Annotated in this window: 14 protein-coding genes and 1 pseudogene; 9 read left to right on the forward strand and 6 right to left on the reverse strand. The window is 55.9% G+C overall.

Features of this window, described 5'->3' with window-relative positions; translation table 11 throughout:
• Window positions 1–272: 272 nt before the first annotated feature.
• Window positions 273–1,334: a hypothetical protein gene (locus ADB02_RS06140; RefSeq protein WP_049190067.1), complete on the forward strand. Its 1,062-nt coding sequence runs from the start codon at window positions 273–275 to the stop codon at window positions 1,332–1,334.
• A 256-nt stretch (window positions 1,335–1,590) separates the two neighbouring features.
• Entirely contained in the window at window positions 1,591–2,730 is a 1,140-nt protein-coding gene (locus tag ADB02_RS06145; RefSeq protein WP_048732829.1) for a trypsin-like serine protease, read from the forward strand.
• A 98-nt stretch (window positions 2,731–2,828) separates the two neighbouring features.
• On the opposite strand, the pseudogene ADB02_RS06155 reads toward ADB02_RS06145, so the two are convergent.
• Together ADB02_RS06155 and ADB02_RS06160 are read right to left on the reverse strand one after the other, a co-directional pair.
• Window positions 2,829–5,717, reverse strand: a pseudogene (locus tag ADB02_RS06155) (DEAD/DEAH box helicase).
• Between the two features lie 41 nt (window positions 5,718–5,758).
• A complete protein-coding gene (locus ADB02_RS06160; protein WP_048732825.1) occupies window positions 5,759–6,151 on the reverse strand; it encodes a (deoxy)nucleoside triphosphate pyrophosphohydrolase in 393 nt (130 codons plus the stop codon).
• Between the two features lie 120 nt (window positions 6,152–6,271).
• Between ADB02_RS06160 and ADB02_RS06165 the strand changes: the two genes are divergently transcribed.
• Window positions 6,272–7,654, forward strand: coding sequence for an MFS transporter (locus tag ADB02_RS06165; RefSeq protein ID WP_049190071.1), 1,383 nt, complete (start codon window positions 6,272–6,274; stop codon window positions 7,652–7,654).
• Here the strand turns inward: ADB02_RS06165 and ADB02_RS06170 are convergent.
• Window positions 7,651–8,583, reverse strand: a complete 933-nt coding sequence (locus ADB02_RS06170) for a bile acid:sodium symporter family protein (protein WP_049190072.1) — start codon at window positions 8,581–8,583, stop codon at window positions 7,651–7,653. The two genes, ADB02_RS06165 and ADB02_RS06170, sit on opposite strands and share 4 nt — an antisense overlap.
• Before the next feature lie 712 nt (window positions 8,584–9,295).
• Between ADB02_RS06170 and ADB02_RS06175 the strand changes: the two genes are divergently transcribed.
• Window positions 9,296–11,464: a DEAD/DEAH box helicase gene (locus ADB02_RS06175; RefSeq protein ID WP_049190075.1), complete on the forward strand. Its 2,169-nt coding sequence runs from the start codon at window positions 9,296–9,298 to the stop codon at window positions 11,462–11,464.
• 176 nt (window positions 11,465–11,640) lie between these two features.
• On the opposite strand, the gene ADB02_RS06180 is transcribed toward ADB02_RS06175, so the two are convergent.
• The 3 genes from ADB02_RS06180 to putP form a co-directional block, all read right to left on the reverse strand.
• Entirely contained in the window at window positions 11,641–12,141 is a 501-nt protein-coding gene (locus ADB02_RS06180; protein ID WP_049172012.1) for a hypothetical protein, read from the reverse strand.
• 108 nt (window positions 12,142–12,249) lie between these two features.
• On the reverse strand, window positions 12,250–12,891 hold the full coding sequence (locus ADB02_RS06185; protein WP_049190077.1) for an HNH endonuclease family protein: 642 nt from the start codon (window positions 12,889–12,891) through the stop codon (window positions 12,250–12,252).
• A 97-nt stretch (window positions 12,892–12,988) separates the two neighbouring features.
• Window positions 12,989–14,512: a sodium/proline symporter PutP gene (gene putP / locus ADB02_RS06190; RefSeq protein WP_053087282.1), complete on the reverse strand. Its 1,524-nt coding sequence runs from the start codon at window positions 14,510–14,512 to the stop codon at window positions 12,989–12,991.
• Window positions 14,513–15,090: 578 nt separating this feature from the next.
• Here putP and ADB02_RS06195 point away from each other — a divergent pair.
• The 5 genes from ADB02_RS06195 to ADB02_RS06215 are packed head-to-tail and all read left to right on the forward strand — an operon-like array spanning window position 15,091 to window position 23,733.
• Window positions 15,091–18,330, forward strand: a complete 3,240-nt coding sequence (locus ADB02_RS06195; protein ID WP_049190079.1) for a DEAD/DEAH box helicase — start codon at window positions 15,091–15,093, stop codon at window positions 18,328–18,330.
• A complete protein-coding gene (locus tag ADB02_RS06200; RefSeq protein WP_049172019.1) occupies window positions 18,330–19,388 on the forward strand; it encodes a hypothetical protein in 1,059 nt (352 codons plus the stop codon). The genes ADB02_RS06195 and ADB02_RS06200 overlap by 1 nt, the downstream gene beginning before the upstream one ends.
• Window positions 19,389–19,390: 2 nt before the next feature.
• A complete protein-coding gene (locus ADB02_RS06205; RefSeq protein ID WP_049190081.1) occupies window positions 19,391–20,566 on the forward strand; it encodes a metallophosphoesterase family protein in 1,176 nt (391 codons plus the stop codon).
• A 3-nt stretch (window positions 20,567–20,569) separates the two neighbouring features.
• The gene (locus tag ADB02_RS06210; RefSeq protein ID WP_049190082.1) at window positions 20,570–23,227 is read left to right on the forward strand and encodes an ATP-binding protein; all 2,658 of its coding nucleotides are present in this window, start codon (window positions 20,570–20,572) and stop codon (window positions 23,225–23,227) included.
• Window positions 23,228–23,241: 14 nt separating this feature from the next.
• Window positions 23,242–23,733 (forward strand): MarR family winged helix-turn-helix transcriptional regulator, encoded by a 492-nt coding sequence (locus ADB02_RS06215; protein WP_038628431.1) that lies wholly within the window; start codon window positions 23,242–23,244, stop codon window positions 23,731–23,733.
• The last annotated feature ends 25 nt before the right edge of the window (window positions 23,734–23,758 follow it).

Raw genomic sequence — 23,758 nt, forward strand, 5'->3', positions numbered from 1 at the left:
ACTCGCATTTTCGAACATATAGAACTAATGTTCGAGATATGTTTAGCATCAATTGGCTACCCAAGTGGGGGTAGTCAATTGGCTAGGTGCCTGGTGTTATTGCAGGGACATGTGGGGTTGTGGAAACGATTCGATAACGACTTTTGTAAAAGTCCAAGAGTCTGAGAAAACGCTATTTCTGGGGGTGGGGTGGTGGATTAGTGTGGGGGATGGTCCTAAAGGAAAACTAAAAATTTGAAAGATTCGTCTCAATGAAGCACGCAAGAAGTCGAATGGCGGTATCGGCTTTCGCAGCACTTTTGTCCTTAGCAGCCCCGGTCGCGGCACATGCTGTCGTGGTTGGTCCGGGTGACCCGATTCGAACTCCCATGGAGGGAAGCCCGTGGGATGGGCACCGAAATGTCAACTCGCCGATGTGTTCGGCGGGTGTTCCGGGAACGGTGACGGACCGCAATGGGGAAAAGCATCGGGTCATGTTGACCGCAGGGCACTGTGTGAATGATGCTCCGGATGTGGGTCTGCCAATCGTTACCGGTGAGGTGTATGTGCCAACCACCGAAGGCGATAAGCGCATTGGTACGACAGGTGCTCACCGTTGGGAAGTGCCGCAGGAAGATGCCGGACTGGAGTCGTTGCCGGCGGCCTTTAATGGTGCAGACTATGGAGTAATCAACCTTGATCCAGACGTAGAAACTACCGGCGCAAGTTACTCCATCGATGAAAATGGTCAGAGCTACGGGGAGCCTGTAGCGATGACTGGCATTCAAGACAATGAAGATCTGCCGCGTGGCGAGGTCTCCTTCGATAATTTTGGCAAACCTATCTGTAAGGACGGCATGCGTACCGGACGTGCCTGTGGCTATCAGGTATTCCGGGCTCGAAACGGCATTTGGACGGTTGGTATCGGCGTTGACCACGGTGACTCGGGCGGAAATGCCTACGATCCGACCACAAATGAAGTTATTGGCGTGAATTCGATGACCTTCGGTCCGGTCTCGCGTGTGATGCCCGCGGATATTGCCATCCAGGAGGCCTACGGCATTCCCGACGGTCAAGTGAACGACCACTTCGAGGTATCGGATTCCACGGCTCAGCGCGACTCCACCTATCGCACCCTCAACGAGGATATGGCGGCGGATCAGGGGTACGCCCGGACGCAGAATTCGCAGGATTCTCAGGAAGGTTCTGTACCGCAGTTAACTGATCTTGTGGACCAGTTGCCGCAGTCGCCGCAACTGCCTGAGCTGCCACAATCGCCCCAATTGCCACAATCGTCACAGCCGTTTGAGCTGCCTCAGTTGGCAGAAATTCAGCTTCCAAGCTTTGAGGGCTAGCACCAGTCTGAGAATCTGACAAAAATCACCCCCGAACCGTTAAGAGAGCCAGAATCATCCAAGGCGGATGGTTCTGGCTCTTGCATTGCTGTTGAACAAACTTTTTGATGCGTAATGCGCGTGCCGTGAAGGCGATTGAACGGTTCCACGACTGAGAATTTCACCCTAGGTTTCATTTTTTGGAGAGCTTTGTAAAGGTGTCCCTAATACACTGAGTGGGACAAGTTTTCTGTACAGAAATGGAGTAGCGCACACTATGGCCAGTTCGAAGAAGGTCGCCACACTTACGGCTGCACTGTCGGTAGCTGCAGGTGGCTTTGTGCCCGGAATCGCGGTAGCTGAGGCTGCACCGGCAAACTCGGATGTTGTCATCGGCCCGGGCTCGCCGTTGCGAATGCCGTTCCCGAGCAGCAAGAACATCGATGGACGTCATGTTCAGTCCCCGATGTGCTCTCTGGGAGTTCCTGGCACCGTTGTGGATCAGAATGGCGTTTCGCATCGTGTCATCATGACTGCCGGCCACTGTGTTGTGGCGAAGGATACTGAAACCGGCGAAGAGGTCACCGGCCAGTTCTTCATCCCAACCAAGGATGGCGACAAGCTGGTCAACAAGGACTACATGGGCACCGATGTCATGCCGGAAGAGGGTGACTTCGATGAAAACACCACTATGCCGGAGTTCTTCAACGAGCTCTTCAATAGCGGTGACTACGGCATCATTGAGGTTCAGGACGACATCAAGACCACCTCTATGTCCCACTCTGTGGATGAGTTCGGCAACGTCCACGGCGAGCCGGTTCAGATCGTCGGTATCGAGGACAAGCGCACTCTCGAGCCGATGGAGATTTCCTTCGACAACCTCGGTGAGCCCGTGTGCACCGACGGTTCCCGTACTGGCCGCGGCTGCGGCTTCCAGGTCTTCCGTGTCCGCAACGGTGTCTGGGCCATCGCTCCGATTGACCACGGCGATTCGGGCGGAAACGCTTACAACCCGGAGACTCGCGAGGCCATCGGCGTTAACTCCATGGGCATCGGCCCGCTGAGCCGCTTCCAGCCGATTGACGTTGCTCTTGAAGAGCAGTACGACATTCCGGACGGCCAGGTCAACGAGCGCTTCAAGGTGGAGACCTCCACCGAACCGCAGTCCGAGTTCCGCACGATTGACGAGGACTCCCAGTACACCAAGCAGCACGTCCCACAGGAAGAGCCGGATTTGGGTCCGATTGGCGAGCTGCTTCCAGAGGGCGTCGAGGTCCCGCCGGAGATTGCCGACATTATCTCGGAGAGCCCATCTCTCCCGGAGCTGCCGATTCCGGAGCTGTCTGGTGCGACCGCTCAGGCAACGCAGGCAGCCAGCAACATTTCCTCGCAGGCGAACCTGCCGAGCCTGTTCTAATCAGGTCACCGCAGTCTCGTAGATAGGGCGTTCGCTTTACGACGCTCCGTCCAACCCCCTATTCCGCCACAGTGGCGGGGTAGGGGTTTTGGCTTTCGTTAGTCAATCGGCTTTGCGTGAAGGTACTCGAAGAATGTGTCGGGAACGGGATGTTCAAGGTGAAGCTTCATTGTGACAACATTCGAGTCTTTCCCTTTAACCCCCTTCATTTTTGCTTGCTGGGGATCACTTGGAGTGGCTTCGCCAAGGTAGGTGAATCCTTCATCTGGTAAATCATCCCTGCGTACAAACAAATGGATAGGGAATTTATGTTGGATGATGCTCTGGACTTCCTGACTCTTTAGCGTCCTATTTGAACGTGTAAACCAACGCATCGTCGAATGGTCAATGAATTCATCCTCGTATGCGATGCGAGGAGCAAGCCCTTTGTGCTTTCGGTAGTTTACAAAGATTGGAATCGTTTGCGAGTGGGAATCAATCTTGTAGCCATTTAGCGTGCCTGATTGATCCGACCGAAGCCTCAAAAGACGAGAAACATCCTTTCTGGAATAGCGTTGATTGCGGCGAAGCACACCCGCGAAATAATCATTTTCGCGGGACAGGAAAAGACCGGTTTGAATGATGTCATCCACATGCTCTCGAAAGCTGTTTGGATATGACGAATCTCACTTGTTGTACAAAGTCAAAAATTCCTCAGTCAGACTGTAACGTGAGGTTTCGTCATCGTACCGAACCAATCTAATTTCTTCGTAGGCCCGCTTCGGGTAAAACTCGAGGTTGAGCACTCGTTCGACTACAGAGAGATCCAGCTCGCTGTGAGAAACAGCCCTTGTGTCGAGTAAATCTGAAAACTCTTCACGTGTGATGGAACCATGCTTAATAAGCTGGTCAAGTAGAAGTAACTCTTGGGGTTGCTTTCCTGGAAGTAGCTCGCGGGACAAAAACTTCAAGTATTCACTCTGCTTATCCGTTGGTCCTGTTGCTGCTTTGTCCACCTGGTGCAGGAGTTCCCAATAATTCTTGGTACGCCTGGTCGAGATCACTGTAGGGTCAACGAGGTTGAATCGAGCAAAATCCATTAGTCGTGGTACACGATTCAGTCGGTACTGGAGAAGTTGAATATCCTTTTTAAATTCAGCAATCGTGTCCACCGAGGCTGTATCGATGGCTTTAAGGATCTTCTCCTTGGCAATTTCATCAAAGCTCACAGTGGAGCCCGATGGGATATTGGAGGGATCAACGACTTTGCCCTTGAGCTTCGACTTATTTCTAGATGAATCTCCGAAAAGAGCCATCGGGATCATGTAATTGTTCTTGTAGTTTCCAATGAAATCAATTACTCGGAGATGGTCTTTTCCTGGGGCTTTGCGAAGGCCACGGCCCAGCTGCTGGGTAAAAATGATGTTTGATTCGGTGCCGCGCAGCATCACTACTTGATTTACTGCCGGAATGTCGATGCCCTCGTTGAAAATATCAACGGTGATGATGTAGTCGAGTTCGCCTGCAGATAACTCCGTAACGACAGCATTTCGTGTCGAGATTGAGTCTTCACCTAGAAGCACCTTCGTCCGTAGCTGCCGGCCAAAGAGCTGCTTTTGGTTGAGCTGCTCCGATAGCGCTTTTGCTTCGTCTTTCCGACTACAAAACATGAGCCCCTTAACTCTCTCAGGAAACCCGTAGACACGGAGCTTCTCCAGGAGATAGTCGATACGATCTTCAGCGACGAGAGCATCGATGGAAGCAGTCTTATCACCGATCGCTCGAACTCCATCATCAAAATCGGTGACACCGAAATAATGGAATGGTGCGAGCATGTCGGCTTCAAGAGCGGCTTGCAGTCGGATTTCGTAAGGAACGTTGAAATCAAAGAGGCGAAAGATGTCCCCTGAATCTGGACGTTCGGGAGTTGCGGTCAAGCCGAGGACAAACTCACTGTTGAAGTATTCAAAAACTGGCTTGTAGGAATTAGCAGCGCCACGATGAACCTCATCAATAATGATGAAGTCAAAGGCATCTGGAGAAAAGGTTTTGTAAGTCGATTGGGAATACAAGGATTGAACTGAGGCAAAAAGGTATCGTGCATCAGTTTCTTTTTTCCCACCAACCAAGAGTCCAAAGTCGGCGTCCGTAAGCTCAGAACCGGAGTAGGCAAGTACCTTTTGGAACTCGCTCTTAGTCTTTTCCAAAATCTGTTCCCGGTGGGCAACGAACAAGACGCGCTTGGCCTGTGCTTCTTTAACTGCTAGTGCAGCAAGGATCGTCTTCCCCGTGCCGGTAGCGGAAATTATGAGGCCTTTCCGCTCGCCTGACTGCCTCAAGTCAGCGATATTCGACAGCGCTACCTGCTGCATTTGATTAGCGATAACTGGGCCCTCGGGCAGCAACTTTGTGTGCGTGTTTTTCGAAACTGGAGGTACGCGGTTCTGTTCGTACTCATCGACCCATTGATGAGTTAGTGGGATGCAACGGTTACGTTGCATATCAATGGCCGTCTCAATTTGGAATGTGATATCACCATTCTGGTGACTGGAAAAGTGCAGATTCCACTCTTCGTTTTCCTGGAGCGCCTTTTGCGTCAAGTTTGCGCTGCCGACGATGGCTGAAAGCTCAACCTCTTTGTAAAAGAGGTATCCCTTTGGATGAAAACCCCGGTGATGATCCTCGGGGTAGATGTAGACGTTCAGTCCCTCAACTTCGAGTAGTTCTCTGAACATCGATGGCGAATTGAAATCAAGGTAGTTCGACGTGATGATCGTCATTGGGCCAGAAAACTGAAGGAGATCCTCCTTCAGCATGGCAAGGGCGGCCGGAGAAATAAATGCTACTGAAAATATGAAACTCGTAGCGGTGCGTAGCTCCTCGCGGAGCGCATTGTACATAGTGGCGGACTCATCATTTCGGATGAGCCGAGGATTGTATTTTTTGTCGGCAACGAATTTTTTATCGATGAAGCCGTAGCGTAGGTCTCCGACCAGGGAATTCATCATTGTTTTAGCATACTAAATGCACCCTGCGTCGCTTGTATTGATTACTGTTCGTTTACAAGAATGTCGACTGTAGGGATGTCCGCTGGCGCCCAATCAACGGAATAAAGCTCGGCCGGTTCTAACCAACGATATTCAGTGTGCTCCGTTAGCTTGATTTCGGGAGAAGAAACGGAACAAAAGTATGTCGCAAGTGAGATAACGGCGAAGTCATACTCATGGTCGACAGTGAGAATGTGGTTCCCAATCTCAGCGTCAAGTTTTAGCTCTTCTCTTAGTTCACGGGCTAGAGCCTCACGAGGGGACTCGCCTTCTTCGATCTTTCCACCGGGAAATTCCCAATAGTTTTCCATCGAGCGACCTGGGCCGCGTTGGGCGGCGAAGATTTTTCCTTCGTAGGTAAGAACGGCACCTACAACTTCGATTCGTTTTTTCATCTCAACTCCGCGTTCTGTCATTGCGCCTCATTCTAGTAATCGTCACTGTTTGCAGATCGGGCTATGGTGAACTCTTGGGCTTCTTATTTTCGCTTTTGCACAGTAGAAAGGACCGTTACCTTGTCAGCTTCCCGTTCGCGCGACCTGCTTCGTCGTAAAGCAAAGTGCGAATCTCAGCCGGATATCGCATCGGAGGTGGGAAGCAAACCACAAGGTCGGGATCCTTGGCAGGGTGAATTAGACGGGACTAAACAGCCGATTCCGCGAGAGATTTGGATTCTGGTCAGCGCTGCGTTCATCATCGCGCTGGGCTTCGGTCTGATTGCACCGATCTTGCCGCAGTACGCGCGCAGCTTCGATGTGGGGGTGTTCGCGGCCAGCTTCGTGGTCAGTTCGTTCTCCATTTTCCGGCTTATCTTCGCACCGGCATCGGGCTCACTGGTAGAGAAGCTCGGATATCGGCGCACGTACCTAACCGGCATCAGCATCGTCGCGCTCTCGACTTTGCTTGTCGGTGTTGCGCAGACATATTGGCAACTGCTGGCGTTTCGTGCGCTCGGAGGCATCGGTTCGACGATGTTTACGGTCTCGGCAATGGGGCTGATTGTGCGGATTTCACCGCCGGAGATCCGCGGTAAGAGCTCGGCTGCCTACGGCACAGCCTTCCTGTTGGGCAATGTCTTTGGACCAATCATTGGTGCTGCGATGGGCGCATGGGGCATGAGGGTGCCGTTTTTCATTTACGGTGGCGCGCTGATTGTGGCAACGATTGTGGTCGGTATGTCGCTGAGTGCAGAGCATCTTCGCCACGTAGTGCCCAAGCGCACAACCCCGGTGCTGAGGTTCTCCGAGGCAATCCGCGACTCGGCATATCGAAGCGCACTAGTCGGAGCTTTCGCCAACGGCTGGTCGAACTTCGGCGTGCGCGTCGCGATTGTCCCGTTGTTCGCCGCGGCAACGTTTTCCCATGTCGGCGCACCAGAACCGGGCAGCGATGGGGCAGTAGCCGCCACTGCCACAGCTGGTTTTGCGCTGACGGCCTTCGCACTCGGCAATGTTACGGCACTGCAGTTTTCCGGCCGTCTCTCCGACCGCATTGGCCGTCGCCCACTGCTCATCACAGGGCTGTTTATCAACGGCGTATTCACTGGCGCTATCGGATTTAGCAGCGGCGCCATTCCGCTACTGATTCTCTCCGTCCTCGCGGGTTTCGGCGCTGGCATGATCAATCCATCGCAGCAGGCTGTGCTTGCCGACGTCATCGGCGCCAACCGCCAAGGTGGAAAGGTGCTCGCCAATTTCCAGATGGCTCAGGACTTCGGAGCGATTTCCGGCCCGCTGATTGTCGGCGCAATCGTGGATGCCGCAGGGTTCAAGGCCGGTTTCTTTGTTTGCGGTGTCATTTCGCTGGTCGCAATGGTGGGCTGGATCTTCGGGCGCGAGACTCTACCAGCCCACTCGTCGAACAGCGGAGCCAAAGAAGCCGAAGCGAAAACAGCTTAAGCAGAGGCGGATTTGCTAGTTTCCTTGCCTTCATCGAGCTTTCGGCAAATAGCCACGTAGATAGCGCCAGTAATGTTATGCACCACAGCGGCCACCGCGCCGGGAAGCGCTGCCTCCGGGGTAAAGAACTTCGCTGCCATACCGGAGGACAGGCCAGCGGACTGTGTACCGACCTCCACGGCCACCGTGCGCTTGCCCGCAGTCGGCATCCCCACCAGCTGGCCTGCAAAGAAGCCGAGCACGTAGCCCAGGACGTTGTGGATGATCACAGCCACAAACACAATCAGGCCAATGTTCGCCAGGCTCTCAGCGTTCTTGGCCACGGCACCGAAGACCACGCCACCGATACCGAGAATGGAAATCCACGGCAGAATCGGCAGGATCTTATTAATAAACGAGTCGGCCACAACGCGAATAACCAGGCCACCAACCACAGGCAGGAGGACTGTCTGGCAGAGGCTCCAGGCCATCCCGAGGCCGTCGACATCCGTGTGCGCGTCGGCAAGCACGAGCATGAGAAACGGCGTCATGATTGGCGAAACTAGCGTCGACACGCTGGTCATAGCGACGGACAGCGCGACATCGCCACGCGACAGGTATGCGATGACATTCGACGAAGTGCCGCCCGGAACAGAGCCCAGCATGAGCAGACCAACAGCGAGTGCCGGGTTGAGTCCGAGGACTTTAGCCACGGCAATCGCCAGCAGCGGCATGATGACAAACTGCGCAATAACGCCGAAGAGAATCGCCAACGGGCGCTTAGCGACCTGCTTAAAGTCCGGGATGGTCAGGGTGAGGCCCATCGCGAACATGATGATCATCAGGAAGTACGTGATGTAATCCGTCAGCGGAGTAAACGGGGCGGGGAAGAAGAATGCCAGCGCCGAACCCGCCAAAATAAAGCCCGGAAACCCGAGAACTTCAATCATTGCCGAGAGCTTCGACGGTGCCTTATTTTCCTGCCTGCCATTCCCAGAAATCTCCTCGGGAGAATGTGGTTTTAGCGGGGACTGCCGGGGCGAAGACGGCTGCGTTTCTGGTGCGTTGTTATAGCTGGACATTCTCTAGCGACCTTGGGCTTATGCGTTGCGAAATTGCAAAAATCCGCCGAACGGTGGGTGTTCCACGGCGGAAAATAGCTGATATGTGTACAAACTTGTAGGGAAAATGTTAGCCAGCTCACCCTAGGAAATTACAAAGTAGGCACCCCGAAGTGGGTGCAATGCGCTCGCTTGACGACGGCCCCAGCGCCGGGCCTCGTCCAAGAAATCGTCCGTCTAGTGTCGTGACCTTGCGGACAGGAAATGGTTTTTTGACCGACGGTGGCGTAGTCTGGGCAATCGGTGTGAAATCCTGACGACAATGTCGCAGAGAATCTGGCAGCGGTATAAATTCGCTGGTGAAACGCTTGAAAGTGCATAGTGCATGATGGGCGCCCCTCCTCGGAAGTAAAAGCTGAATTGGGTTTGGGCGCAATTTTTCGAAGTATGTGCAAGAGAAGCGATGTCATCGCAATTCCGACGTGAGAGCACTGAAAAACAAGAACGTAAATTGGGCGGGTCATGTATGTGCGACCCAACTGTGAGTAATCAACTGTTGAATATTGAGTGTGCGGGCGAAAAGGCCCAGGAAGAGCCCCAAATGGCTAATAATGAAATGAATGGCAGCGTCGAGGAAAACCGCGAGGATCAGCGCGAAAACCGCGAGGACGCAATTGTGAAGGCCGAGGATGTAGTGGCCGAGGAAGCACCGGTGGTCGAAGAGAAGGCCGCTGAGGAAAAGACCGAAAAGGCTGAGGTCAAGGAAAAGGCCGAGAAGAAGGCCGAAAAGAACAAAGACGACAACGGCGACGACACCGTCGGCTTCGATGAGCTTGAGCTGCCGGATGACATTGTCAATGCAGTTCGCAAGGTTGGGTTTGAGACTCCGTCCCCAATTCAGGCTGCAACTATCCCGACTCTGATGAGCGGCCGCGACGTCGTCGGCCTGGCTCAGACTGGTACCGGTAAGACCGCGGCGTTTGCGCTGCCGATTCTGGCTCGCATTGATCGCTCCGTCCGTGCACCACAGGCTCTGGTGCTTGCTCCGACCCGTGAGCTGGCGCTGCAGGTTGCGGACTCCTTCCAGTCGTTTGCTGATCACCTGGGCAAGATTCAGGTCCTGCCAATCTACGGTGGTCAGTCCTATGGAGTGCAGCTGTCGGGTCTGCGCCGAGGTGCGCAGATTATCGTCGGCACGCCTGGTCGTGTCATCGACCACCTGGAGAAGGGCTCGCTGGACATTTCCGACCTGCGTTTCCTGGTGCTGGACGAGGCCGATGAGATGCTGCAGATGGGCTTCCAGGAGGATGTCGAGCGCATTCTTGCCGACACCCCGGATGACAAGCAGGTCGCGCTGTTCTCGGCTACCATGCCGGCTGCGATTCGTCGCCTGTCCAAGCAGTACCTGACGGAGCCGGAAGAGATTACCGTCAAGTCCCAGACTCGCACTGCGGACAACATTCGCCAGCGCTTCCTGATGGTCAGCCACCGCAACAAGCTGGACGCGCTGACCCGCATCCTCGAAGTCGAGGAATTCGAAGCGATGATCATGTTCGTGCGCACCAAGCACGAGACCGAGGAGCTCGCCGAGAAGCTGCGTGCCCGCGGATTCTCCGCTGCTGCCATCAACGGCGACATCCCGCAGACTCTCCGTGAGCGCACGATTGATCAGCTCAAGGACGGCCGCCTGGACATCCTGGTGGCAACCGATGTGGCTGCTCGTGGCCTGGACGTTGACCGCATTTCCCACGTGGTCAACTACGACATTCCGCACGACACCGAGTCCTACGTCCACCGCATCGGTCGTACCGGCCGCGCTGGCCGCTCCGGCGAGGCGCTGCTCTTTGTCACCCCGCGTGAGGGACGCCTGCTGCGCTCGATTGAGCGTGCAACCAAGTCGCAGCTGCACGAGATGAAGCTGCCGACCGTCGATGAGGTCAACGACTCTCGCAAGCAGAAGTTCGCTGATGACTTGACCGAGGCGCTTGCTGATTCGCAGGTTCCGGTCTTCCGTGAGCTCATCGAGGAGTACGCAGAAGAGCACGACACCCCACTGGTTGATATCGCCGCCGCTATCGCTGCGCAGGCACAGTCGGGCGACTTCCTAATGAAGGAACCGCCGCGTGGCCGTCGTAACGACCGTGACCGTGATCGTTTCGACCGCGACCGCAACCGTGGCCGCGATGGTCGCTCCCGCGGTGAGCGCGGTCAGGGCAAGCGCGCTGACCTGGTCGAATTCGACCGCGAGGGCACCGCAACCTACCGCATCAGCGTCGGTCGTCGCCAGCACGTCCGCCCGGGTGCCATCGTCGGCGCCATCGCCAACGAGGGTGGCCTGTCCTCCAAGGACTTCGGACACATCGACATCCGTGGCGACCACACACTGGTCGAACTGCCGGCCAACCTGCCGCAAGAAGTCATCAACAACCTCTCCGATACTCGCATCTCCGGCCAGCTCATTGGGCTGAAGCTTGACGACGGCACCTCGGTCGACGACAGCGATGACTACCGCGGTGGCCGTGGTGGCTACCGTGGCGATCGTCGTGATGGCGGCCGCGGTCGCGGAGGATACCGTGGTGGTCGCGGTCGCGATGACCGTCGTGGTGGTGGCCGTGGCCGTGGTGGCTACCGTGGAAACTTCGATGACGGTGACGATTTCGGTGGCCGTGGTCGCGGTCGCGATGACCGTCGTGGTGGCGGTCGCGGTCGCGGTGGCTACCGTGGTGGCCGTGATGACCGTCGCGGTGGTTACCGAGGCGGACGCCGCTAAACCTGCTAGGTGAGGTGAGCTGGGGGGGGGAGCGTCGTCAGGCGACAACCGACGACCGCCCTTGGCGCTGACCTAGAAAATAAAAAAACTGCCGGTGCGCATGTACTTCCAAGCCCTAAAAGTCGGGCCGAAACGTACAGGCGCACCGGCAGTTTTATTGTGTCTGAGCGTGAGCTCTAGATGAAGAACATCAGGATGCCGGCGACAACCCACAGCAGGGAGAAGATGCCGGAGAACATAGCCAGCTGGCCCTTCTGCTTGTCCCAGTCGAGCTCTTCAGCCTTCTTGCGACGCTCGATGAACTCCGGATCGTCAGCATCCTCGTCTTCGTCAGCGATGCCGAGGCCGGCCATCATCAGACGCTGACGCGGAATGACCAGGAAGAACAACAGTGCCCAGGCGATGATAGCCAGCAGAATTGCGGCGTGCATTGCCCCGGACTTCATGTAGGTCGACACATCGGTGAACATGACACCGAAGCCGAGCAGCGGCACGAGCAGCGACCACATGCCGTAGGTGCGCGAAATGGCGTGCATGGTGCGCGCGGCGCCGACCGTTCCAGCCTCTCCGCCGCGGGCTGCAAGCGCGAGCTTCGGGAACATCGAAATTGCGACAGTCACCGGTCCAAGCAGCAGAATTGCCGCCAGGACGTGAACCATAAGAACTACGTTTTGCACGTATTACCTTTCCACGACTGAATGTAGGCCTCGCGTTCAAGCGAGGAGTGGCCTGGATATTTCTTTATTAAGACCAGTCCTTAACTTAACGTGCTCGCACTATTTTCTCTATTTCGTGCCTTTCCTCGCGCGGATTCCACACGCAGTGGCCATCGCCTTCCAGTCTGCCGACGATACGGGCAGGTCCCATTTAATGGCCACCGCTAAGTAACGATGCGAATAGTCACACGCCTTCGTATCCTCAGGAAGCCATTCGGCCGGGCTGGCATCTCCTTTATCCCGGTTGACCGCGCTTCGCGTGGGTACGAGGTTGGTCTCGATATCGTTGCCAAATTGCCGACGCCGCTCGGCATCCCATGCGTAGGCTCCGAAATCCCACGCCGCTGCCAACGGATAAATGTGGTCGATATCGACCTCATGCGCACCAACCGGGTCACCCGTGTAAGGGTCGGGGATTTCGCGCGGGGAGCCGTCGTCAAGCGAACACGCAGAGCCCCCGAACCACGCCGCCAACACTTTATGGCGTGTATTGCAATCGGCAGAGCCTGCCCAGACGTCGAAGCGCTCGCGTTCGTACCCAGTGACGGTGGGGCGGTCGGCGACGACGCGCACGGTGCGCAGTTGCTTGACGACGGCTTCCGTCTCCGAGCCCGCGGGGGAGGAGGTGACGAGAACTCGCGTAAGCGCAAAGGATGAGACAAAGGCGGCAGTCAGGGAGGCGGCCAGGATGGCAAATAAAAAAGGGCGCATACCTAGTTGGGCGCGAAAAATACTTTTTCGGTTCCCTTGTAGGTATGCGCCGGGGCTAGCCTGCGGGGCTAGCGGAGGCCAAGCCTAGATCAAAGCGTTAGACCAAAGCCTGCTTTGCTGCGTGGTCGAACTCTTCCTTGATTTTCTCGTTCGGCTCCTTGGTAAGCAGCGTGACAATGATCATCACGACAGTTGCAGCGGCGAAGCCCGGGACGATCTCGTAGAGAGTGTCGCTGAGCGAGCTCATGCCCCATGCGAAGGAGACAACCGCACCGGTGATCATGCCGGCAGCAGCACCAGGGGTGTTCAGACGCGACCAGTAGAGGGCGGCCAGCAGCACCGGGCCGAATGCCGAGCCGAAGCCAGCCCACGCGAAGCCAACCAGATCCAGAATGGAGCTGTTCGGGTTAGCAGCGATGATTGCGGCGATGATGGCAATCAGCGCGACGGCGACGCGGGAGAGCGTCATGTAGGTCTTCGGACGCAGGGACTTGTTGACCGTTGCCTTGAACAGGTCCTCGATCAGCGCGGAGGAAGACACCAGCAGCTGCGAAGAAATGGTGGACATGATTGCTGCCAGCACTGCAGTCAGAATCAGGCCTGCAATCAGCGGGTGGAACAGGATGCGGGTCATGTCCAGGAAGATGGTCTCGTAGGAAGACGCATCAGTGACCGAAGCATCTGGGTTCGTAGCGAAGAAAACAGTTGCGGTCAGCGCCACGAGGACGGAGCCGAGCATGCACAGTGCCTGCCAGCCAACGCCCCAGCGGCGGCCCTCGGTTGCGTCCTTTGCACTACGCAGAGCCATGAAGCGAACGATAATGTGCGGCTGGCCGAAGTAGCCCAGACCCCAGCCGAGCAGACCGATAATCGTGATTAGCGGAATGCCAGCGAACGGATCGAAGAAGGCCTCAACCGGCTGTCCCTCGCTGCCCGGGTAGGGGTTGTTAGCAGCAAAGCTGAAGATGTCCGAGGCGGAGTTGCCATTGTTGATTAGGTAGATGATGCCGACAGTCGGAACCGCCAGCAGTGCGATGAACATAATGATGCCCTGCACCGTGTCTGTGTAAGACACCGCCAGGAAGCCACCGAACAGGGTGTACGCGACAGTGATAGCCGCTACCAACAGCATGCCGACGAGGTAGTTGCCACCGAACGTCGACTCCCAGTAACGGCCACCTGCCACCATGCCCGAGGAGACGTAGAAGGTGAAGAACAGCAAAATAATCAGGCCTGCGGCAACGCGCAGCACCTTCGACGTATCGTGCAGACGATTCTCCAGGAACGACGGCACGGTAATCGAGTTACGAGCAATCTTGGTGTAACTACGCAGGCGTGGTGCGGTGAACTTCCAGTTCAGCCATGCGCCTGCGACCAGGCCGATTGCAATCCAGGTCTGGTTCAGACCCGAAAGGTAAATCGCGCCGGGCAGACCCATCAGCAGCCAGCCGGACATGTCCGATGCACCCGCTGACAGTGCCGCGACGAACGGATGTAGGCCGCGGCCGCCAATCATGTATTCGTCATACTCTGCAGTCTTTTTCCATCCGGTCCAACCGATGTAGACCATCAACAGCAGATAAATGACTAGTGCGATGATGAACCATGTGTGTTGGTCCACAGGGCAACTCCTCATTATTTATTAGTCGTACAGTCGGACTCGCGCACTACCTAGCGCACCAAAAAGCATTTTCGGCGCACAACTCAGTTTCGCTTAATCAAGTCTGCTTGACGACGTTCACAGCGCCGCGGCAGCATCGAGCCAAAAAGTGGCCGACGTCCACGGTGGAACCTGCGGTTCGCGATTCAGCACAGCTTCAGCTTCCGGACTATCTTCGACAGTCAGCGGAGCCTACTGGCACATGCGAACCATGGCAGAACTATTGCACGAGTCACACATTTTTAATTCTTGTGGCCTATACGACGTTTTCATGTGATGCGCTGCATTGCAAGATAAGAAGCGTTGAAAAAGCTTTTAAAAATCGGTTAAGTGCGACAAATTACCTGGGAAAAGGGGTATTTGGGTAGAGGAGGAGTAATTTTTGCAAGATACATAATTCGAACATGCGTGCTAATGTTGTGGTGTGGTGGAAAAGCTGATCCGGGGTGCGTGGCAGAATCTTCATTGAACAAATATCTGGTGGCGAAGTCGCCGGGTGATTAGACGGTGATGACTGAGCAAGCAGTGGGGAGGAAGTAATGGACCAAGTTGCTAAGTCAGCGGTGCCGTTGCTGCTGCACGCGGTCTGGAAAGATGATTCGGGTCTTCACCTATGGGTGGAGCGGCCAGAGGGGCACCGGATTATTGCGGACGTGGATTTGCTGGAAGTCCCGGCGCATCAGCGTCGGCTTTTTGCAGTGCTGGACCAGGGGAGTCGAGCGCAACTGACGCTAAAACTGCGCACACCGAAGGGGCGGGCAGTAGAGAAAGCGGTACCCACATGGGTGTTCCCGCCATGGGCTGCGGTGACGGCACTGGTGCAATTGCAGGAGGAAGTTTCCTCGGCGGCGATGGCACCGGATCTTCGGTTCTTTGTGGATGTTGTACAGGGATTGGATGCTTTCGCACGCTCTGGGCGGGCATTGGTGGCGCTGACGTGGGAAGACAATGAGTGGTGGCCGACGTGGCGGATGTCGGAGGGGCTGAGTGAGATTGCTTGGCAGAGTCAGGTCATTTCTCGTACACCACCGGTATTGATTGATAACGGAGGCGCCACGGTGGCTGAGGATTTCATCAATCGGATGTTTCATTGGGTCACCAACGCGCTTCTGGCCGATCTGGATGAACCGGCAGAACAGCGGCAGAGTTTCGTGCGGTCGTTGTTGCAGTCTCAGTCCCTGGGGCGTGCGACGCCGGGGGTGGCGCAGTCACTGGCAAAGTGGAGGCTGTCGGCCGATGGTGAGGATGTTCGTCTGCAGCTAATGGTGCAGGAACCTGTTGGTTTTGAAGGCCAGCTGGAAGACTTGCCGGATGTGGATCTTCCGCAGCTGTTGGAGTTGCGGAATCGAGCGGATGAAGAAGGCGGCTCAGTAACTCGCTTCAATCCTCGTTCAGCTGCGGTGGAACATGAGACTCTATGGCCATTGCGGATGTACTACCGCATCGGCGTCGCAGCTCCGGAGCGCCTGAATCCAGAAATGTGTCGCCGGTCCGTGCTGTCGCTGCTTCGCCCGCAGCTATTGGCGGCACAGGAGGCATTCCCAACGCTCAAATATGCGAAAGCAGCGGGACACCCGGGCTTGGATCTGCTGCTGACCTCAGAGCAGCTGATAGAGCTTATGACTGATGGCATCTCGCAGCTGGCAAAGGTTGATATCGATGTGATGCTGCCGCCGAACTGGAAGTCAGTGGAGACCACCCTGCAGTTGCACACTGAAGTCGTCCAGTTAGATCCGACGGGGCCTGCTGGGCGCCGTTCGGAACCGAAACTCGGATTTGACCAACTGGTTGATTACGAGTGGAAGCTGGCCGTGGGGGATGCCGTACTGACGGAAGCGGAAATGCGTGAGCTCGCTGCATCGAGTACGGGGCTAGTGCATCTGCGAGACCATTGGGTGCACGCGAACCCAGAGGTAGCTAGGGAAGCCCTGAAGTTTTTGGTGGAGCAGACCAAGGCCGGGGAGGAAACCGGTAAGGGGCAAGCGACCCTGAAAGAGCTGGTCTTCGACGGTGGCTTAGAGTCGCAAGCTCCAGCAGCAGTGCCAGTCGCCCCCAGGGACCCCTCTTGGCTCAAGGCGTTGGTGTCGAAGTACTCAGACGGTTCCACGGCCCTCGCAGAGTCGGTCGAGGTGCCACCGAGTTTTGTCGGTGAGCTGCGGGAGTATCAACAGCGCGGTGTGGAGTGGCTGGCGGATATGTCCAACCGCGGCTTTGGTGTCATTCTCGCGGATGACATGGGGCTCGGTAAGACTGTGCAAATTCTGGCGCTGTTGGAGTATGAGCGCTGCCGTCGGAAAGCAGATGCTACGGCTCAAGGGCACAAGACTTCGCTGCTGGTGGTTCCGACAGGTGTGTTGCGCAACTGGGCAGCAGAAGCGGCAAAGTTCACTCCAGAGCTTAAGGTTGGGCTGCTGCATGGTTCAAACCGCCCTCATGGTGGGGAACTACAAGAATTTATCGGAAAACACGATGTTGTTGTGACGACCTATGGTGTTGCTACCCGCGATGTGAACGAACTCGCCCAAGTGCAGTGGGATCATGTGATTGCTGACGAAGCACAGGCAATTAAGAACCCCAACGCACAGGTATCCAGAGCGCTGCGGAGCCTGGGCTCGCGACACAACATCGCCATGACTGGTACTCCGGTGGAAAATGACTTGGGCGAACTGCGCACCATCATGGATTTCTGTAATCCAGGCATGCTGGGCTCGGCGAATGCATTTCGCAACAAGTTTGCGATTCCCATCGAGCGTGATGGGAATGCGGAAATGCTGCTGCAATTACAGTCGATTACAGCACCTTTTATCCTGCGCCGACTCAAGTCGGATCCAGCTATCGCGCCGGACCTGCCCAAGAAGAATGAGCAGGTGGAGATGGTTCCTCTCACGACGGAGCAGGCTTTCTTGTATCAGGAGGCCGTGAAGGATATCGAGGACAAGCTTAAGCGCTCGAAGCGGAATCGTTCTGGCAGCTTCGGGCGAAAGAGCATCATCCTCGGCGGCATCATGAAGTTGAAGCAGATTTGCAACCACCCAGCGCACTACCAGCACGACGGCTCGGGGCTGCTTAATCATGGGCAGCATCGCTCGGGCAAGGTCGCACGGTTGGAAGAGCTCGTCGATGAGATTGTGCAAAACGGTGAACACGCGCTTGTGTTCACGCAGTTCGTGGAGTTTGGCAAGATGCTTGCCCCTCATTTCAGCAAGCGCTTGGGCGTGGACATTCCGTTTATTCAAGGGGCAATGACTCCGGCACAGCGCGAAAAAGTAGTGGCAGAGTTTAATGCCCCGGACGGTCCGCCAATCATTTTGCTGTCGACTCTCGCGGCAGGTGTCGGCATCAACCTAGTTGCCGCCAACCACGTCATTCACATTGACAGGTGGTGGAATCCAGCGGTTGAAAACCAGGCCACGGACCGTTCCTACCGCATCGGTCAGCGTAAAGACGTCCATGTGCACAAGCTGGTCAGTGTTGGAACGCTTGAAGAACGCATCGACGAGCTGATTTTTGAAAAAGCAGAATTGGCGGATGCAGTTGTGCGCGCTGGTGAAACCAAGCTGACGGAGATGGACTTTCACCGTTTGCGGTCACTGTGGCAATTGGACAAGGACAAGATTCAGTCACTGCGTGAATCGATGGACGCAGCGGAGTCAAAGTCCGGTGGGACGGTGACCGATGGGGTGACCCCGGAGGCCACGGCATTGGATTCCGCAACCTCGGATGACGATTCGATTCCCAACAATGTGACACCGTTTAGAGTCCAGAAGAGGTGGTACTAATGGCCGGTGACGGAGACGTGACATGGGGCGACAATGTCATCTTTGCCGAGTTTGGCAAGGGCCCCTCTGGAAAGCGCGGTCGTAAAAGGACTACGGCGCGAAGCGCACCAGCAACCAGCTCGACGATTGAAAAGCTCCTGGCCACCCAGGACTGGGCTGGTGCATTTACCGGGCAGCAGCGACGTGGAACCTCAGCGCGTGTGGCGGTCGAGCCACGTACTACTTTTGCCCGGTGGGTGTGGGAGTTCATCATCCGTGGTGCCGATTCGGGTCGTATTCACAGAGGCGAGAAGTACAGGTTCGACGGCAATGTGCTCGGGCTTCGAATCGCGGATGGTTACATCATCGGGGAAGTGCAGGGTAGCCAGCCGGAACCATTCTCAGTCTTTATTCGGTTCCCACGGCGGGAGCAGAAACAAACTGACGACGTACTGCGGTGGTTGGTGAACAATCCGTCGGCCTTCACAGAGTTTGAGCACGGCGAGTTGCCGTATGAGCAGATGGAAATGCTGTTGTGCGATGGTGAAGAGCACATTTATAGCGAATGCACCTGCCCGGACCCGGCACCTGTGTGTAAGCACACCGTTGCAGTCGCCGCTCAACTTGTCGCTGATATTGACCGTGATCCGCTGTCGCTAATGCAGCTGCGCGATTATCCGCAGCGCGAATTGCAACGCCGACTTCAGGAACTAACACAGCTGCGAAACCGGACTGCGCCAAAGCGCCTCGGGCTTGGCGGCGCGGTTCGGGAGGATCCCAATAAAATCGCCCAGAAGGCGGATGGCGCTGGTGGAAATGATGGCGGTGACAACGAGCAGAAAAAGGTTGCCGAGCTTTTCGCGGTCGAAGCCGACTACTGGGGCAATGATTTGGAACGAGTCAGTGTTCCTTCGCTCGAGGTTATTGCCCCACTAACAGTTACCGACCGCAGTTTGCTGCATGAAGCATTGCAGCCAACCTGCGTAATTTCGAGAGAGACCATTCGTGCAGTCGCCGATTTGGAAGATTGTTGGCAACATCTGCAGGAATCGCTGAGCCTGGGACAAAAGGAGCGCTAGTCATGAAATTCATTCACACCTCAGATTGGCAACTGGGAATGACTCGGTGGTTCCTAGAGCTCGACGGCGGTGAAGCCCAAGCTAGGTTCCACGAAAGTCGCCTCAACGCCATCGATCGCATCGGCGAGTTGGCGACCAGCGAAGGCGCTGAGTTCATTGTCGTCGCTGGAGACGTGTTCGATTCCAACACATTGCCGGACAAGGTGTTCTTGCGGGCTCTTGAGCGAATCGCCAAGCTACCCGTGCCGGTGTATCTCCTACCCGGCAACCATGATGCGCTTGATGCTTCTTCCATTTATCGACGTAGTGCTTTCGAATCTTTGGAAGACCGAGGAGTTTACGTAATTCGCGACAGCGCGCCCATTGCCATCCGTGACGGGGTGGAACTCATCGGCGTGCCAGTGCGCGGCAAGTATTCGGCAGACGACATCGTGGCGGAAATAGCCACGGAGCTTGAGCCCGCCGATGGAATCCGAGTGATGGTCGCACACGGCCAAGTAGAAGGCTTTGGTGCTGATGCAGGAGCCACCATTGATCTGACCAGCTTGGAACAAGCTATTGAGCGCGGGGCGTTGCACTATGTGGCGCTGGGGGATTCCCACTCCACGAGCCAACTCGACCATGCTGGCAGAGTTTATTTCTCCGGCGCACACGAAACCACAGCGTATGACGACAAAGAACGGGATTCCGGCAATGCGCTAGTCGTCGACATTGTAGAGAGCGGCCCCGAAAAGGGCTCAGTTACCGTGGCCTCCCACCGAGTGGGGCAGTGGGCTTTTCATGCCATTGACATGGATATCACTGGCGCGGAAGACCTCGATGAGTTCTTTGCTGAACTGGACGGTATCGAGGCGAAGACAGACACAGCGGTGAAGTATTCATTGCGAGGAACCGTGACACTGTCGGAGTCGACTACCTTTGAAAATCGACTTGAGCAGTATCAACAGCTTTTCGCTGCACTTTATCGCCGGGAAAGTGGTTCCGATTTGACGGTGGTTCCGTCCGAGGGGGATATCTCTAATCTCAATCTCACCGGTTATCCGCTCATAGCTGCAGAAAAACTAACGGTCTTGAGCAAAGGGCGAACCGAGAGCGGCAGCCCGCTATCAGAATCTGAAACCACCGCAGCAGCCGATGCGCTTCGCTTGCTGGCGCGCCTGGCCGGAGAGAAGGAATAAATCATGCGTTTTCACGACATCGAATTACACAATGTACGTGCGATTGATTCACTCTCAATCACAGGGCTAGCCGAGCGGGGCGTGGTAGTGATTTCCGGTGAAAACGAGTCGGGTAAGACGACAATCGCCAAAGCTATTCACGTTGCGCTGACGACAAAATGGAAGTCCAGGTCAAGCGAAGCGCTTAGTCTGAACAGCCACTCCAGCCAGGAAAAGCCGCAGGTTAAGCTCCGGCTGGAGCTTGACGGCTACGAATTTACGCTGGACAAGATCTTTGGTAGCACCAAGGACACCGGCACAATCGTCACCGTCCACTCTCCGACAGCCGAGGTTCTTAAAGATGACCAGGCGGAAGAGTGGCTGGCCGCACGAATGCACAATGCGGACACCAAGAACCTGTGGCAGGTTTTCGTTGCTGAACAGGGGCAAGCACAAAAGACACTCTCCTTGGGCGGGTATGCGCAGGTCACGAGCGCATTGCAGTCGGCATCGGGACAGCGCGCCGAAACCGCAGAAGAGGTAGGTCTGTTTGAAGCCGTTGAAGCTGAATACGGCAACTATTTCCAAAAAAATGGCAAAGAGCGCAAGCAGCTTACCGACGTAGACAAGGAGCTGGCGGAAGCCCAGCAGGTGCGCGACGAAGCGGCGAAAAAGGTCCGGGAATTCGAAGCGCTCAATGAGGAAGCTGCTCGTAATGAAGAAAGCCAACACACGCAGCGGGCATCGTTGCCAGAAGCCAAAAACGAAGTCGAGCATTGGGCGCAGGCACTCGAAGAACTCGAAAAGTTCAGGGTTGCCGTGTCCCAGGCACAGGAGGTCTCTGCAGCGGCGAAGCAGCAGCTGGACTTAGCTAAACAGGCGCAGCAAGAGCGGGAAACCTTCATTCAGCAGGCACAAGATGCCAAGGACCAGCATTCCGTCGCAGAGAAGAGAGTTGCTGAACTTAAGGAAGCGTTCGATAAGGAGGTCGCAGCTTTAAAGAAGGCGCAGGAGGATCGCGATGCGGTTGTGACCGCGTACCGCGAAGCTCGAAAAGCAGAAGAGCTGGCTGCAGCTGAAGTCGCATTGGGGGAGAAGCGCGGCTTGGTTGAAGCCTTGTCGAAGCGAGTGGAGAAGCTCGATGCGCTCCGCGCGCAATTGGCAGAGCAAAAGGAGGTAATTGCTCGGAATTCCGTTACCGAGGAGGTAATGGAAAAACTGTTGACCTGCGAACGCGAAGTTGCAACAGCCACCGCTGTGCTGGAGGCGTCGAGCCCGAGTGTGCAGCTCTCGGCTAGTAGTGCGCAGGAGGTCACAGTCGACGGCGAGAAAGTGGGGCTAGCTCCGGAGGCTGAGACAGTTCAACGTGCGGTTACTAAGCCGTTGGCCATCGAAGTTGGCGACGTCACGGTTGCTATCCAGCCCGGAGACGGCTCAGATTCGCAGCAGCGCAAGCTAGAAAAAGCAGAGATATCGCTCAAGGAACAGCTTGAGGCGGCAGGCGCTGATTCCGTCGCGGAAGCACAAGAGGCACACACACGACGTCGTGAAGCGGAAAAAGCAAAATTCCAGGTGGAGACATCCATAACTGCGGTGTCCGACGGCGTGGAGTATCACCAGCTCACAGCAGAGTTGGACGATGCGAAGGAAGAAGCACGAGTACACGGCGAGCGGTATCGGGAACTTGCGGGCGAGGAAGCGCCGACGGAGATTGACTTGGTATCGGCAAAGTCCCGGCTGGAAGAAGCTGCAGTGGGGCGTAGGGATGCCGAGTCGGAGCGCGACAGTGCTGATATGCGCTTGTCGAAGCTGGAGAAGCGTCCTGCATACGCCAACTATACGAAGGCCAGCAGCGAGCTTGAAGGGGCTCGGTCCGTTCTGAAGGTCCGCGAAGATTCGCTCACGGCGACGCGAGAAAAAGCCTCGGACGCCGAGATCTTTGCTGCGGTGGAAAACCGAGGCAAGGACTATGAGGCGGCAGAAGAGCAACTGGCTGCGGCTCTGAAAGAGCTGGCGCAGCGGGATGCCGACGACGTGGAAGCATCGCTCGCGGGCGCTAAGCAGCGACGGGATGCAGTTGAGAATCGCCTGGCTGAGCTGGAAAAGCGCCGGCAAGAGATTCGGGTGCACTTGGACTACTTCGACAGCGCGAATGAGAAGCTGGCAGCTGCTGAGGGGGTAGTGGAGCGAACACAGCGAGATCGGGACTCGATGCGTCGCCGTGCAGCCGCCGCCAAGACTCTTATGGAGGTAATGACACAGGCACGTGCGGCATCGCGGAATGCGCTGGCTGACCCCTTGCTGCGCAAGCTCGAAGAGTACGGTGGCGGTGTGTTCGGTGCGGGAACTCAGTTCACGATGAATGAGGACTTGCAGATTGAGTCACGGTCCAATGCCGATGGCAAGTTCGATGTCGATGAGCTATCTGGTGGAGCGCAGGAGCAGCTGGACATTCTGCTGCGCTTGGCCGTTGCCGGTGTCATGGAGGGCGGGCAAGGCGCTCCGGTGATTATTGATGATGCATTAGGTTATTCAGACGAACACCGTTTGCGGCGGATGAATAATGCTCTTGCCAAAGCGGGGCGCGATATGCAGGTATTAGTCCTGACGTGCGATGAAGCCCGCTTTGATCGTGTGACAGGAGCGGAGTTTATGAAAATTCAGGATTTGGTTTCAAGATAGTAGGCTCTGTACATATGCAAGATGTTCCGTGGTTAAGTGATGAAGAGCAGCGGTTATGGCGCTCAATTCTGAACGCTAAACGGGCCGTTGACAGGTCAATCGACCTTCAGCTGCAAGATTCTCTCGATATTTCCACTGCAGATTTTTCGGTTCTGGTTGTTCTCTCCGAGGCTGAAGACAATGTAGTGCGCATGCGCACCCTGTGTGAATCCCTGGAGTGGGACCGCAGCCGAATGTCACACCAAATTACTCGTATGGAGCGACGCGGGCTAGTAACTAAGGAACGCTGCGCCTGCGATAACCGTGGTATCGATGTCACGCTTACTGAACACGGTCGAACTGTGATTGAGAAAGCGGCGCCGAACCATGTGAAGCTTGTGCGCCATGTTTTGTTTGATGTGCTCGGTGAAAATATCGACTATCAGGGGATTTCCGCTGTGCTCGATAAGATTGCAGAGACCGCCAATGCTACGGTCACCGATTCAGTCGACGGACAAGCAGAGTAGCCAAAAGTTTTTGTGAGTGTTTTCT

The organism is Corynebacterium sp. 212_CJEI (genome assembly GCF_001055915.1).
Classification (GTDB): Bacteria; Actinomycetota; Actinomycetes; order Mycobacteriales; family Mycobacteriaceae; genus Corynebacterium; species Corynebacterium jeikeium_D.

Coding starts and splice junctions, on each gene's coding strand:
- ADB02_RS06140 (WP_049190067.1), top strand. CDS start 273: ATGGCGGTATCGGCTTTCGCAGCACTTTTGTCCTTAGCAGCCCCGGTC.
- ADB02_RS06145 (WP_048732829.1), top strand. CDS start 1,591: ATGGCCAGTTCGAAGAAGGTCGCCACACTTACGGCTGCACTGTCGGTA.
- ADB02_RS06160 (WP_048732825.1), bottom strand. CDS start 6,151: ATGAAAAAACGAATCGAAGTTGTAGGTGCCGTTCTTACCTACGAAGGA.
- ADB02_RS06170 (WP_049190072.1), bottom strand. CDS start 8,583: ATGATTGAAGTTCTCGGGTTTCCGGGCTTTATTTTGGCGGGTTCGGCG.
- ADB02_RS06175 (WP_049190075.1), top strand. CDS start 9,296: ATGGCTAATAATGAAATGAATGGCAGCGTCGAGGAAAACCGCGAGGAT.
- ADB02_RS06185 (WP_049190077.1), bottom strand. CDS start 12,891: ATGCGCCCTTTTTTATTTGCCATCCTGGCCGCCTCCCTGACTGCCGCC.
- ADB02_RS06195 (WP_049190079.1), top strand. CDS start 15,091: ATGGACCAAGTTGCTAAGTCAGCGGTGCCGTTGCTGCTGCACGCGGTC.
- ADB02_RS06200 (WP_049172019.1), top strand. CDS start 18,330: ATGGCCGGTGACGGAGACGTGACATGGGGCGACAATGTCATCTTTGCC.
- ADB02_RS06205 (WP_049190081.1), top strand. CDS start 19,391: ATGAAATTCATTCACACCTCAGATTGGCAACTGGGAATGACTCGGTGG.
- ADB02_RS06210 (WP_049190082.1), top strand. CDS start 20,570: ATGCGTTTTCACGACATCGAATTACACAATGTACGTGCGATTGATTCA.
- ADB02_RS06215 (WP_038628431.1), top strand. CDS start 23,242: ATGCAAGATGTTCCGTGGTTAAGTGATGAAGAGCAGCGGTTATGGCGC.